We start from the raw sequence: 12,700 nt of genomic DNA on the forward strand, positions 1-12,700 counted from the left end.
TGGCGGCCACCGCACGCCACCGGGTGATGAGCCGGTGGCGGCGGAAGCCGTCAGACCGCGCAGAACAGCGCGGCGATGAACAGCCACCCGACGTGCCAGGACTGATCGAGGGCGTACATGCCGCCCGCCTTGTCCAGCCAGGCCGGGGACTTACGGAGCTGATCGGCGATCCAGCGCAGTGGGGTGCGGCGGTCGGCGATGTAGTGCGTGACGGCGGAGATGCCGAGGCCGACCGCCACCCCGGAGGGGTCGAGGCGTAGGCCGGTGCCAGCGATCAGGAACACCAACGCCAGCACCGCCGTAGCCGTGTAGGTGGCGACGTGCGCGGCACAGGCGAGACGGCCTGCCCATCCGGGCTGCCCCTTGCAGTCGGCCTGATGCTGGGTCTGAATCCAGTGATCGGCGACCTGGTGTGCGGCGTAGAGGGCGACGAACACGGCGGCGAACACGGCGGCGCGGGGGTCGGTGGGATCTGCGAGCATGGTGTTTCCTCCTGAGGTCCGAAAGGACTGAGGGATGGGGGCCGGCGGCACGGCACAGGTTGCGAGCCAGGGGCCGTGCCGCCGGGCGGGGTCAGGGACGCCGGGCGGGCCGGGGCGGGCGGGCCGCCATCGCGGCGACCGCGAACGCGGCGGTACCGATCGCGTGCAGCACACGGGCGGCGGTGTCGTCGGCGGTGAACAACAGGACCAGATTGGCCAGCGCCAGAAGGTTGAACAGGTGCCACACACGGCCGGTGGTGCGGCGCGTCGGCGGCAGGTCAGCGGAGTTGGTCACGGGTCAGTGGTCCTCTCGCACGAGGTGAGCCAGGGCAGCACCCATGCCGAGCACGGCCACGGGCAGCACCGATACGGCGGTGGTGATCCACCACGGGGCGACCGTGATCCCGGCGGCGACCAGCAGGTGATAGGCCACCTGACCGAGTGCGCCGACGAGTAGTGACCCGAGTGCCGACCACTTGGCAAACCGCAGCGCACGGGGCGGCACCCGCCCGGACAGCCACACGTAGAGGGCGAACGCCCCGTACGTCTCCACACCGATCGGCAGAGTGATCGCCGTGTTGATGGCCAGGCTGTCCCAGATACCCGGCAGCGGGTGCACCACCCCGAACCCGGTGAGTCCACCGAGCCCGACCCACCCGGACCACACCGCGACAAACGCGGGCAACGCGAGCAGGATCACCGGCCACGCGGCAACCGGCTTGGTCGGCTTGTCAGGGCTGGGCGTGCCTGGGTGTCCGACCGCCGTGGGCTGCTTATCCGGCTCGGCGGCGGCCACCGGAGAGTCGGTGTCATCCGCGTCTTCGACGGCTCGGACCTGCGTCGACTGATCAGCAGTCTGCCGGTCGGCAGGGTCGGACGGGTTCGGGGCGACGGTCGAGTCGGGCGCGGTGTCATCCGCGTCCCTCCGGAGGGCACGCGCTTCCGCATCCTGGGCCGACAGGTCGCGGTACGCCTCGCTCTTGGCGTTCTGCTCGGCCTCGCTGATGAGCCGCTCACGGATCGCGGCGGCCTTGTCGTTACCAATCTTGAGGTCGGCCATCAGTCGTCGGCGGGACGGGACCAGTTCGCCGTCACGCACGGGCACCTGCCGCGCGGCGGGCATCAGGTCGTCCAGTGCGCGCGGGTAGGCGCTGCCGTTGATCGTGGGGGCGGTCATGCGGCTTCCTCCTGGGGATAGGCGCAGTCGACGCACTCACCGAGCGAGCGCGGGATGTAGTAGGGCCGCACCTCTCCGCAGACGCGGCAGGTCCGGCGGGCCGTCAGGGCGGCGGCGATGGCGCGCAGTTGGGCAGGGGTGGCGGTGCGCTTCGGCCGGGCCAGCTCCAGCCGGTACAGGTAGGCGGCGCGGGTACCGCCGACACCGCGCCAGAGGATCTGCGCGGCCACCGGCTGACCGGCGGGCCGCAGACCAGCGGCGCGCAATTGGCGGCGGGTGGCGTAGCCCGGCGGGGCACCCTTCCACCAGAACGTCGGGATGCCGTACCGCGACCCGTCCGGGTCGTGGAACGCGGCGCGGATACGCGACATCAGGCCGCGCGGTGCGGGTCGGCGGAACGGGTCGCCAGGTCGGCGGCGGCCCGCGTCACGCGGGACTCCGCCCGACGCAGCCTGCGCCAGTCCAGGACGGTCGGGCCGCCGTGGTCCTCGGCGTAGAGCAGGGTTATCTGCGCGTCCAACACGTCCAGCTCGGCGGCAATCAGCGGCCACTCGGCGTCGATCGCGGCCAGGTCGGCGGCGGTCGGCTCAGCGGTGACGGCGGACAGGTTGGTAATCACTTCGATCGGTTCCTTCCGGATCGGCGAGAGCGCGACGACGGGCAGGCCCGGCAGTGACGCTCATCAGGAGCCAGCGGGGCGAGCACGCCGCAGCGGCGGCAGGTACGCCACACGGCGCTGTTGCGGGTGGTCACACGGACGGCAGCGAAGACACTCACGGCCATGACGGCTCACCTCCACAAGCGGGGGAATCAAGACGGGGGAAGCCGGGAGCGTGGCCGGGGCTGGCCACGCTCCCAGCGCGGTTCGCTACTAAAACCGCAGTTCAGCGCGGGCACCTAAGTCCCGCGCGGGTCGCCTTATCAGCGGAGGCGACGGCCATCTTCACTTCTCAATGAACGACCACACGGCGGTCCGTTCGCGCACGCCGCAGCCGAAGCCGCAACGCCGACGCAGCAACCAACCGGAGATTGCTAGCTCTAGTCCTCTGAAGGACCAGATGACCACAGCCTAGTGACGAAAGACCCGATGTCAAGAGCTTCAGAGGACCGTAAGATCGGGGGTGACTCGACCCGAGAGGTATGACCATGGCGACGAAGTACGATCGGATCGCGGATGACCTGCGAGAACAGATCGCACAAGGCACTCTCCGACCCGGACAGCAACTCCCGCCAGAAACGGCCCTGCGAGATCGCTACCGGGTCAGCCTGGTGACCATGCGACGCGCGCTGGACGAGCTAGCGGCAGAGGGACTGATCGAGAAGCGGCACGGCTACGGCACGTTCGTACGCAAGCCACGACAGCGCGTAGTGCGTGATGCCTCCCGTCACCAGTGGGAGAAAGAGCGCGCCCGACTGCCGCACGCCGAACGCTTCGGCACGGGAGCGACCGAGCGAGACACAGGGCTCGAAATGAAGGATCTAGATTTTCGGGCCGACTATTCGGTAACGCCAGCCAGCGAAGATTTGGCCGAGATATTCGGCGTTCCGGCAGGGACTAAGCTCTTGAAAAGAGTTTACCGAACCAAACCCAAGAGCGAAGAATATCCGCTAGGACTCGGGCAATCACTGCTGGTTTATGATGTAGTGGCCGAGAACCCGCACCTTCTCGACTCCGCAAATGAGCCATGGCCGGGCGGCACACAGGCGCAACTATACACAATCGGAATCGAGCTAGGGAGAATTAGGGAGCAAATCATTGCCCGGCCACCATCGGCCAGTGAAGCCGAACAATTGGGAATCGATTCCGGCGTTTCAGTGTTCGACCTACGCAAGATATCTTATGACATTAACGGTCGAGTGGTTGAGATCGCCGATACGGTTTTGGCCGGAGATCGCACCCAGCTTGTTTACAACATCGAGCTAGACAGGTGGCAATGATGGAAAACGTAATCTCGGTGATTACACCCGTTTATCCCCCCAACTCCATCCACCTGACCGAGGCCGGAAAATCCCTGTTCTCTCAACAGCTACCGCCTGGCTGGCGCTGGGAATGGATGGTTCAGATCGATGGTGAAAATGGCGAAGGAATCTCGCTACCGGCGGATAGTCGCATAAAGGTCGCTCGCAATCGTCACGCCGGTGCGGCGGTTGCGCGAACGATGGCCCTGGCCAGGAGCACTGGGACACTCATCAAGTCGTTTGACGCGGACGACCTGTTAGCCGATGGAAGCCTAGCGAGGGACATCGACACCCTGGAGAGCAACCCCAATGTGGGCTGGACAGTTTCCAGCGCCACGGATCTACTGCCAGACGGATCACTTGTCGCTTTTCCGGAAAACGATCCGCCAGAAGGGATTATGCCCCGTGGGTTGATTTTCGATTACTGGCGCACCCATGATTATCGACCGCCCGTCGTGCCGGGAACGATGTGCATTAGACGTGACCTGATTATCGGGCTGGGTGGATGGATGGCGCTACCCGCCTCAGAGGACACCGGACTACTGATTGCCGCAAGCATCCTAATGCCGGGCTACTTCATAGCCGAGACAGGATTACTGTACCGAAAATGGCCTTCACAGAGTACAGCCCAGCCAGAACACGCGGATGAGACGGAGCGCCGGGCGCGTTTCGCGGTCATCGAATCAAGGGCTCAAGCCCTACTTGCGATGCAGCGCCCATAATTAGCAACGAATGTGCGTTCCACACAAGGGCGGGGCGTCGATGCGGCAAACCTTCCAGCCTCCATCGATGCCCCGCTCTCGCTTCGTGTGAAATACCCATTCATGCGCGGTCCCGTGAACAAAGAGCACGCGGCCGGTAGCGGCATCAACGTCAGTGACGATGAATTTAACTTGCGCCGAGACAGTGCCGCCGCCTGCAATCGCCTTCCAGTCGGTCCCCTGGACCTTGAAATCCCTTCCGGTGGCCGCAACCTGCCGCCGCATCAGGTCCGCATCTGCCAGGAGTTCGCTGCGACGGTCGTCGCACACACAGCGGTCCACGCCGAAGCCGTCAGTAGAGGCAAAGACGGCCAGAAGGTAGGCGTCGGCGGCGGCAACCGGTGTCGCCTCGCCTCGACCCGCCTCAACCGTCTTCACAGCTACCCACCCTGCCCACCCTGCGGGCACTCCCACACACAGTGCGGACACGACGGCTGTGACGGCAATCAGGGCTCGGGTAACCCATGACCGCGCGAGACGTGGCGACGCGATCACGGCCCGACGTTACCGCCTTGATCACCTACAGCGCTAGCCCATGCACCTCGGCGGCCCCTGCGCCATATACGTGGCAAAGTTGCCCAAGATCGCGTGCGCCAGCGAGCGTTCACCCAGCTCACGGGTGTGCGTGGAGTAGAAAGGCGCATCCCTCCGGAGGCGGGGGCGCAGGTTCGAATCCTGCCGGGGGCACCAGATGTGACAAGCACACGAAGGCCGCTGACTCCGGGCAAGCCCGATCAGCGGCCTTAGTCGTCTCTCCGGCCTGGTCGGGTCTGCGACCACAGCGCCTGCACGTCGACTCTTCAGAGGGCGTTCGCCCTGCTCAACGGCGACTCATACACTGCCCTGATGCCAGATGATCATGATGTGGTCGAACGGACGGCGCGAGCCGCCGCCGGCGGAGACCGGGACGCGCTGGAGGCGCTGCTCGCCCAGGTACGGCCGGAGGTGCTGCGGCTCTGCGGGCGGTTCCTGCCCAACCGGGAGAACGCCGAGGAAGCCTGCCAGGACACGCTGCTCGCGCTGGCCACCGGCATCGAGGCGTTCGACGGGCGGTCGTCCTTCCGGACCTGGCTCTACCGGGTCGCCGCCAACCGGTCCCGCTCGACCTATCACGCGCTGCGACGACGGTGGATGGTCGAGACCGCAAGCGCCCTGCCTCCGGACCGGGCCGATCCCGCTCGTACCAGCGTGATCGCCGGTACCCGGCTGGACCTGCTGGAAGGACTCGACGCCATCGGCGCGGACCTCGCGGAGCCGGTGGCGCTGCGGGACGTGATGGGACTGAGCTACCGCGAGGTCGCCCAACTACTGGGGTTGCCCGAGGGCACCGTCAAGTCCCGGATTCACGAGGGACGGCGCCGGCTGCGCGCCCGGCTCACCGACGCCGGGCCGCACTCCAACGGCTCCTGATCATGTTGAGGGCCAGGTCACAGCGGGTGGCCCGAACAATCTCGACGCGGCAGAGGACCAACACTATGAAGATCCACTGACCCAAGGAGATGACCGCATGCCACGCCGACCCCTCTGGCGTCTGTACCAGGCCATCGCTCTGGCGGTGGCCATCCCGGTGCTCGCGGCCGGATGCGCCACCGAGGAACCTGTCGCCCCGCTCGACGGTCAACAAGCCGCCGCCAACCTCGACACCGAACCCGACACATCGCCGACGCCGGGCGCACCGGTCCCGCTGACGGGCTTCGTCCCCCGGTCGATCTCGTACCTGAACGCCGAGATCACCGTGACCGGGGTGGAGGTGTCCCAGCAGACCCCGCGCAGCTACGGCAACGCGACCGGCACCCCCGAGTACGGCGATGCCCACTACGCGTACCTCGCCGTGAAGGTCGCCAACCAGCTCAACTTCACCACCTTCCTCGTCCAGGACGGCGTCTTCCTGGCGCTCGCCGACGACGAACTGGTCCCGCTCGACTCCTCGGGCAGCCCGGCGACCGACGTGATCGCTCCCGGTGCAACCGCCACCGGGTGGTACGCCTTCGAACTGCCCGCCGGGGCAAGCCTGGAGAGGGCTTCGCTGGTGTTCGGCCCGGCCGGTCACCGGCAGGAGCGTCTGCCGCTGATCGGCGACCTGCCGACGCCGGAATACCCGAAGGCGATCACCGTGGCCTCGCCCGGCACCGTGCTCACCGGCAACAGCGGCTGTCCGCTGAAGGTCGAGGTGGAGGAGGCGTACCTGGCCCACTGGGTGGGGTTCGACGAGGACGGCCGGTCGCACACCACCAAGCAGGCCGAGGCCGGTCGGCTCAAGCTTCACCTCGGGCTCGCGGTCACCGGGCCGGCCAACCGCAGCGGCTGTTTCATCGCCACCGGCAGCGGCGGTGACGTCCACCTGATCGTCGACGGCGACCGGCTGGGCGACTACCCCGAGTTGGGCGGGACCACGAACGTCGCCGCCGGGGCCACCGACCGCCAGTACCTCGTCTACGACATCCCCGACTCCGGCCAGGTCGAGATCGAGTGGGGCCGGCTCGGTGGCAAGCAGGTCCGGATCCCGGTGCCGCTGCCCTGAGTCACCCGGATACGCGCACCCCGGCGAGCAGCGAGTCGACAAAGCTCGTCCCGCCGCCTGCCGGGGGCGCGACCTGCACATACACCAGCCTGCCGCCGTCCGGGGTGAGCCCCGCGGCCTCGATGACCTCCGGTTTGCCGGAAGAGCAGCCGGTGAACGACGCCACCATCCAGTCGATGCCGGCCTGGCGAGTGGTACGCACCCCCGACGCCACACACTGGGCGTGTTCCCGACCGGTGACAAGCCGCCGCGGGGTGGTCCGAGCTGCCAGCTGAGCGGACGCCCCGACGAACGCCCCCGGCACACCCGGGTCCGACGCCCAGCGGTCCGGGTCGGGCGAGATGAGCATCGCCGGTTCCAGTCCACCGTTGGCGTTGCGCTGCCCTGACCAGCCGGAACCGGTGACGCGCCAACCATCCGGCAGGGTGACGCTGACCTGTCCACTCTGGTCCGTGCCGGTCTGCGGACCCCGCTGAGACCATGCCCAGGCCGCGCCGCCGATGGTTCCCGCGAGCGTGAGACCTGCGACGGCCGCCGTCGCGCTCACCATCGCCAGGCGACGGCGTCGGGGCGGCGTGGGAACGCCCGGCTCTGCCACCTCCGACGACACCACGAGCGCCGTGTCGAGCGCTGCGCCGAAAGCTGCCGCGTCCGGGTACCGATCGGCCGGGACCGCGGCGGTCGCCGTACGCAACACCGCCGCGACCGCCGCGGACACCTCCGGCCGCAACCGGAACGTCGTCGACGGCGGCTGCCCGTCCTGGGGCACGGCCAGCAGCGTGACACCGAGACGGCCGAGGCCGTAGACGTCGGCACGGGCGTCGACGATCGCCAGCGGATCGTCCTGTTCCGGTGCCATGTAGCCGGGGGTACCGGCCCGGGCGGTCAGACCGGACGCGGCCGCGAGCGCCTTGGCCAGGCCGAGATCCGCGATGAGCACCTGTTCCTCGCCGGTGGCGCGGGTCCGGAACAGCACGTTGCCCGGGGTGATGTCCCGGTGCACGACGTCGCTGTCGTGGAGCACCGCCACGCCCGCGGCCACCTCGCGCAGCAGCCGGACACTCTGCGCTGCCGGCAACGGTCCGTCCGCGAGGCGGTCGCGCAGGCTACCGCCGTCCGCCCAGGCCAGCACCGCGTACGGCCGACCGTCGTCCAGCTCGCCCACCGCGTGCACGCTGACCAGCCGCTCGTGGTCGAGCCGCCACAGCAGTCGAGCCTCCTGCCGGAACCGTTCGCGTACCCGCAGGTCGTGACTCCAGTTCTCGGCCAGCACCTTGATCGCGACCCGCGCGTCGAGCGACTCGTCGTACCCGAGCCAGACCGTGGCGAAAGAGCCGACCCCCAGCAGCCGCTCGATGCGGTAGGAGCCGATCCGGGTGGGCTGCACAGCCCGCACCGTACCAACCACCCCGTCGCGGCCGGCCCGGCAGCATCGGGGTTACGCAGGTGCTCCTGCGCTACCTGAGGGCCACGGTGAGCAGGACGGCCGAGTCCTCGTCGGCGTGCACCGAGTGTCGGGCGTCCGGGATCGCCAGCAGCTCACCCGCCCCGCCGGTCCACGAACTGTCGCCGGCGACCAGCCGGACCCGTCCCCGCAGCACCTGCAGCGTCGCGTCACCGGGGCTGTCGTGTTCCGCGAGTGACTGCCCGGCGACCAGGGCGATCAGGGTCTGCCGCAGTCCCGCGCCGCCGTGCACGGTCCGGGCGCTGCGACCGCTGCCCGTGGCGCGGGCGCGTTCGAGCTGCTCCTCGGTCAACGTGGTGAGAGAGGACGGGGACACCGGGTACCTCCTGGAGGGCGGGACGGTCATGGACCAGCGTGGCAGAGCCGGCCGGCTGCCGCTGCCGTACTCGATCGACGCTCGCCCGGTGGCGTCATCGGGTCTGGAGCAGCCCGCGTCCGGTCATGAAGGCGCGCAACGTCTCGGCGTCCTCGGCGGACATCAGCCAGCGGGGAATCACGGTCGCCGGCATCCCGCCGACGTACACGATCCAGAAATCCGGGGTGTCCTTCACCCGGGCGACGCCGTCCCAGGCGATGCCCCCGGACTCCGTACCGCTGCGCATCAGGATCTGCTCATCGGTGATCTCGTAGCTGCCGTCCACGGCGTAGCCGCTGGAGCGGCGTCGAGCCCGCAACTGCAACCACGGCCAGTAGAGCATCGCCAGCAGGCCACCCACGGCCATCGTCACCCAGAACGGCGAGATCAGCTCACCCCAGGACGTCCCCCGGGAGGCGACGAACCCGATCGCCCCGACCGCCGTGAGCACCGCGCCGACGTAGCCGTACCTGCGTAGCCGGTCACCGCTGAGCGCAGCGGCCACCCGGCCCGGATAGGCGGGATCCGCGGGGACGTCGAACCGGATGTGCACGCCAGAACCATACCGGCGCGCAGGTTCGGCGCTCCGCCGGCCGCCTACCGCCACCTGAGGCGGTACGGGAGCCGGGGCTGAACGTACCCCCTCAGGTCGGGACCTTGGTCCCGGTGGCTTGGGGTGTTCCGGCCCGCGCGGCGGCACCGCCTCCGGGGCGACAGTAGTGGTGACGGAAACAGACACCGGAGGCAACGATGACCATCCACCACAACACCCAGCGTTCGATCGAGCGGCCCCTTGAGCGGGCGGAGATGCCCGGCTCGATGTTGACCACCACCGCCGCCCGCGCCCTGGCCGTGCTGCGGGTCGCCACCGGCCTGATCTTCGGCTGGGCCTTCCTGGACAAGATGTTCGGCCTCGGCTACTCGACCCCGACCGAGCGGGCCTGGATCAACGGCGGCTCCCCGACCAAGGGCTTCCTGGCCAACGTCGACGTCGGACCCTTCCAGTCGATCGCCCACTCGATCGCGGGTGCCTGGTGGGCGAACCTGCTGTTCATGGTCGGTCTGGCCGCCATCGGTGTCGCTCTGCTCGCCGGCATCGGCCTGCGCATCGCGGCCGCCTCGGGCAGCCTGATGATGGCGCTGATGTGGCTGGCCGACTTCCCGCTGGCCCGGTTCAACGCCGCCGGCGACCCGACCGGTTCGACCAACCCGGTTGTCGACTCCCACCTGATGTACGCCGTGGTGCTGGTGGTCCTGGCCGCCGCGTACGCCGGACACACCTGGGGTCTCGGCCGGCGCTGGGCGCAGCTGCCCTTCGTGCAGCGCAACCGCTGGATGCTCTGACCTTGCTCGACCGCCGGTGCGCCGGACCGTTCCCACGGTCCGGCGCACCGCCATGTCCGCAGGCTTCCGGCGCAACGGACACCGGCCGACGTGCCGGCTCAGTCGGCTTACGCGCGGCGGGCGCGGGCGCGGCGGCTCAGTCGGCCTCGGCACGGCGGGCGCGGGCGCGGCGGCGGCCCTCGTGCATGGCCTGCACCCGGGGCACCGGAATGGCCCGCCCTTCCTCGATCAGGTCGTCGGGGAGGGACTGCGGTGGCGGCATCAGGTCCGCCCAGGGATCGCCCTGGGCCAACAGACCCGGGACGGTACGGATGGTGAAGTCCGCCGGCGTCACCGACTCCACCTGCTCCCAGGGCACCGGGAAGGAGACCGGTACGCCGGGACGCAGCCGTGGACTGTAGACGGAGACCACTGTCGCGCCGCCGGTGCGGGTGGGGTCGATGAAGACCTTGCCGTCGCGGTCCTCGCGGATGAAGGCGGTGGTGGCCAGCGCCGGATCCAACAGTTGTGCCCGGGCGGCCAGCGCCCGGGTGGCGGCGGCCAACTGCTCGGCGTCCGGCCCGGGGGCGACCGGGACGAAGACGTGCACGCCCTTGGCGCCGCTGGTCTTCACCGCGCCGGCCAGTCCGGCATCGGTCAACGCCTGCCGGACCAGCAGGGCCGCGGCCACCCCGACCGCGAAGCTGTCGCCCTCCGGCGGGTCGAGATCCAGTACGAGATGGGTGGGGCGGCTCAGGTCGTCGGCCGTGGCCAGGGTGGGGTGGTACTCGACCGCCCGCTGGTTGGCGAACCAGAGCAGCGTACGGCGGTCGTCGCAGAGCGCGTACGCGATCTCCCGCCGGGACGCCTCGGCCCAGATCGGCACCCGCCGTACCCAGTCGGGGGTGTATCGGGGCAGGTTCTTCTGCATGAACGGGGGCTGCCCCGGGCGGACCCGGACCACCGACAGCGGCCGGTTGCGCAGCTGCGGCACGATCCGGTCGGCCATCGCGTCGAGGTAGTCGACCAGGTCCCGCTTGACCGCGCCGGACCCGTCGAACAACGCCTGGTCCAGGTTGGTCAGCGGCACCCCGTCCCGGGTCTCGTCGGCTGCCCCGCTCACCCGACCACCATCGCGGCTCGATGCCCGCCGGTCAACCGCAAACGCCACCCGTCGCCGGCCGGCGTGTCGCTCAGGCGAGCCCGCCGCCGGCGGCGATCGAGGCGAGCAGCCGGGCGGTGTGCGCGTGGGTGGCCGCGTACAGGCCGGGACCGTAGCTGATCCGGGCCACGCCGAGAGCCGCCAGCTCGGCCGGTGCCGGTGCCGCCGGTCGGGCCAGCACGTTCACCGGTGCCGCCACCGCCTCCACGAAGGTACGCAGCTCGGTGGGGTCGGCGAGCATGATCGGGTAGACGCAGTCCGCGCCGGCCGCCAGGTAGCGCCGGGCTCGACTGATCGCCTCGTCGAGTCGTCCGGCCGGCTCGCCGTGCTGGCGGAGGAAGACGTCCGTCCGGGCGTTGATCACGATCGGCACCCCGGCGGCGTCGGCTGCGGCCCGTACCCCGGCCAGTAGTTCGGCCTGCTCCTGCGGGTCCACCAGCGCACCGTCGTGCGGTGCGGAGTCCTCCAGGTTCAGCCCGACGGCCCCGGCGTCGAGCAGCCGCTGGACCAGCTCGACCGGGGGCAGCCCGTACCCGCGCTCCAGATCGGCGGTGACCGGCACGGTCACCGCGCGGGTGATCCGGGACACGGCAGCGAACATCTCCCCCGCCGGAGTGCCCTCGCCGTCGGCGTACCCGAGTGACTGGGAGACGGCCGCGCTGGCGGTGGCGACCGCGCCGAAGCCGGCCTCGACCACCGCGCGGGCCGAGCCGACGTCCCAGGCGTTCGGCAGCACCAGCGGGTCGCCGGGCCGATGCAGGGCACGAAGGGCGGCCGCCCGGACCGCCGCAGAGTTGGTCATGGTGGTGATTCTCGGCAGCCCGGACGTATCGGCGCAGATCCAATCCACCGACGGTGGCCTGTGGCGAACACCACGAATCTGACCGTTCGGTCAGCCCCTGACCGATCGGTCAGGCATGCTGGTGGTCATGGCTCGCCCCGCCCCGCAGACCCACGACGAGATCCTGGCCGCCGCAGCGCGACGGTTCGGCGTCACCGGCTACCGGGGCACCTCCTTGCAGGACATCGCCAGCGAGGTGGGCTGTTCCAAGGCGGCCGTGCTCTACCACTTCGCCAACAAGGAAGCCATCCTCACCGAGCTGATGGCCCCGGCGATCGAGGCGCTGCGGACGCTCGACGAACGGATCGTGGCCCAGCCGGACCCCGAGGGGGCCCAGCGGGCCGCCGCCGAGGGTTTCGTGGATCTGGCGGTCCGTTTCCGCGCCGAGATCGCGCTGCTGCGTGGCGAATTTCCGAACCTGCTGCAACAGCCCGGCTTCACCCACATCCAGCAGATCTCCGAACGGCTGCTCAACGCGCTCGCCGCCCGGTCCGAGCGTCCCTCGGCCCGGGTCGCCGCGTTCGTGCTGGTCGCCGGCATCGCCGAGACCTGCGGCGAGTTCGCCGACGTACCCGACGACGAACTGCGCGACGCCCTGCTGGCGTTGCTGCGGCGGGCGTTGGAGCCCGCCCGCTGACCAGTCCCACCATCCAC

At 69.6% G+C, this 12,700-nt stretch carries 17 protein-coding genes; 6 read left to right on the top strand and 11 right to left on the bottom strand.

What is annotated here, in order from left to right; genetic code table 11:
* Nucleotides 1-50: 50 nt before the first annotated feature.
* From JMF97_RS15200 to JMF97_RS15220, 5 genes are all read right to left on the bottom strand, one after another.
* Nucleotides 51-482: a DUF3307 domain-containing protein gene (locus tag JMF97_RS15200; RefSeq protein ID WP_203222177.1), complete on the bottom strand. Its 432-nt coding sequence runs from the start codon at nt 480-482 to the stop codon at nt 51-53.
* A 91-nt stretch (nt 483-573) separates the two neighbouring features.
* The gene (locus tag JMF97_RS15205) at nt 574-777 is read right to left on the bottom strand and encodes a hypothetical protein (protein WP_307816921.1); all 204 of its coding nucleotides are present in this window, start codon (nt 775-777) and stop codon (nt 574-576) included.
* Between the two features lie 3 nt (nt 778-780).
* Nucleotides 781-1,659 carry an ABC transporter permease gene (locus JMF97_RS15210; protein ID WP_203222178.1) on the bottom strand — a complete coding sequence of 293 codons (879 nt, stop codon included), beginning with the start codon at nt 1,657-1,659 and terminating at the stop codon, nt 781-783.
* A complete protein-coding gene (locus JMF97_RS15215; protein WP_203222179.1) occupies nt 1,656-2,030 on the bottom strand; it encodes an RRQRL motif-containing zinc-binding protein in 375 nt (124 codons plus the stop codon). The genes JMF97_RS15210 and JMF97_RS15215 overlap by 4 nt, the downstream gene beginning before the upstream one ends.
* A complete protein-coding gene (locus tag JMF97_RS15220; RefSeq protein ID WP_203222180.1) occupies nt 2,030-2,278 on the bottom strand; it encodes a DUF6284 family protein in 249 nt (82 codons plus the stop codon). The genes JMF97_RS15215 and JMF97_RS15220 overlap by 1 nt, the downstream gene beginning before the upstream one ends.
* A 527-nt stretch (nt 2,279-2,805) precedes the next feature.
* On the opposite strand from JMF97_RS15220, the gene JMF97_RS15225 reads away from it, so the two are divergent.
* On the top strand, nt 2,806-3,597 hold the full coding sequence (locus JMF97_RS15225; protein WP_238359430.1) for a GntR family transcriptional regulator: 792 nt from the start codon (nt 2,806-2,808) through the stop codon (nt 3,595-3,597).
* Nucleotides 3,594-4,340, top strand: coding sequence for a glycosyltransferase (locus JMF97_RS15230; protein ID WP_238359431.1), 747 nt, complete (start codon nt 3,594-3,596; stop codon nt 4,338-4,340). The genes JMF97_RS15225 and JMF97_RS15230 overlap by 4 nt, the downstream gene beginning before the upstream one ends.
* On the opposite strand, the gene JMF97_RS15235 is transcribed toward JMF97_RS15230, so the two are convergent.
* Nucleotides 4,341-4,757, bottom strand: a complete 417-nt coding sequence (locus JMF97_RS15235) for a hypothetical protein (RefSeq protein ID WP_203222182.1) — start codon at nt 4,755-4,757, stop codon at nt 4,341-4,343.
* A gap of 468 nt (nt 4,758-5,225) precedes the next feature.
* On the opposite strand from JMF97_RS15235, the gene JMF97_RS15240 reads away from it, so the two are divergent.
* Together JMF97_RS15240 and JMF97_RS15245 are read left to right on the top strand one after the other, a co-directional pair.
* Entirely contained in the window at nt 5,226-5,789 is a 564-nt protein-coding gene (locus tag JMF97_RS15240; RefSeq protein WP_203222183.1) for an RNA polymerase sigma factor, read from the top strand.
* Nucleotides 5,790-5,886: 97 nt separating this feature from the next.
* Nucleotides 5,887-6,900 carry a hypothetical protein gene (locus JMF97_RS15245; protein WP_203222184.1) on the top strand — a complete coding sequence of 338 codons (1,014 nt, stop codon included), beginning with the start codon at nt 5,887-5,889 and terminating at the stop codon, nt 6,898-6,900.
* Between the two features lies 1 nt (nt 6,901).
* Here JMF97_RS15245 and JMF97_RS15250 read toward each other — a convergent pair whose 3' ends face one another.
* From JMF97_RS15250 to JMF97_RS15260, 3 genes are all read right to left on the bottom strand, one after another.
* Nucleotides 6,902-8,287 carry a serine/threonine-protein kinase gene (locus tag JMF97_RS15250; protein WP_203222185.1) on the bottom strand — a complete coding sequence of 462 codons (1,386 nt, stop codon included), beginning with the start codon at nt 8,285-8,287 and terminating at the stop codon, nt 6,902-6,904.
* A 70-nt stretch (nt 8,288-8,357) separates the two neighbouring features.
* Nucleotides 8,358-8,681, bottom strand: coding sequence for a cupin domain-containing protein (locus tag JMF97_RS15255; protein ID WP_203222186.1), 324 nt, complete (start codon nt 8,679-8,681; stop codon nt 8,358-8,360).
* Nucleotides 8,682-8,775: 94 nt separating this feature from the next.
* Entirely contained in the window at nt 8,776-9,273 is a 498-nt protein-coding gene (locus JMF97_RS15260) for a YcxB family protein (protein ID WP_203222187.1), read from the bottom strand.
* A gap of 254 nt (nt 9,274-9,527) precedes the next feature.
* Between JMF97_RS15260 and JMF97_RS15265 the strand changes: the two genes are divergently transcribed.
* On the top strand, nt 9,528-10,064 hold the full coding sequence (locus JMF97_RS15265) for a DoxX family membrane protein (protein WP_238359499.1): 537 nt from the start codon (nt 9,528-9,530) through the stop codon (nt 10,062-10,064).
* Between the two features lie 136 nt (nt 10,065-10,200).
* Here the strand turns inward: JMF97_RS15265 and JMF97_RS15270 are convergent, their stop codons facing one another.
* Nucleotides 10,201-11,166, bottom strand: coding sequence for a DNA polymerase domain-containing protein (locus tag JMF97_RS15270; RefSeq protein WP_203222189.1), 966 nt, complete (start codon nt 11,164-11,166; stop codon nt 10,201-10,203).
* A 70-nt stretch (nt 11,167-11,236) separates the two neighbouring features.
* Complete coding sequence (locus JMF97_RS15275) at nt 11,237-12,007, bottom strand: isocitrate lyase/PEP mutase family protein (protein ID WP_203222190.1); 771 nt, start codon at nt 12,005-12,007, stop codon at nt 11,237-11,239.
* A 127-nt stretch (nt 12,008-12,134) separates the two neighbouring features.
* Here JMF97_RS15275 and JMF97_RS15280 point away from each other — a divergent pair, with 127 nt between their 5' ends.
* Nucleotides 12,135-12,683 carry a TetR/AcrR family transcriptional regulator gene (locus tag JMF97_RS15280; RefSeq protein WP_203222191.1) on the top strand — a complete coding sequence of 183 codons (549 nt, stop codon included), beginning with the start codon at nt 12,135-12,137 and terminating at the stop codon, nt 12,681-12,683.
* The last annotated feature ends 17 nt before the right edge of the window (nt 12,684-12,700 follow it).

The organism is Micromonospora fiedleri (assembly GCF_016774385.1).
Classification (GTDB): Bacteria; Actinomycetota; Actinomycetes; order Mycobacteriales; family Micromonosporaceae; genus Micromonospora; species Micromonospora gifhornensis.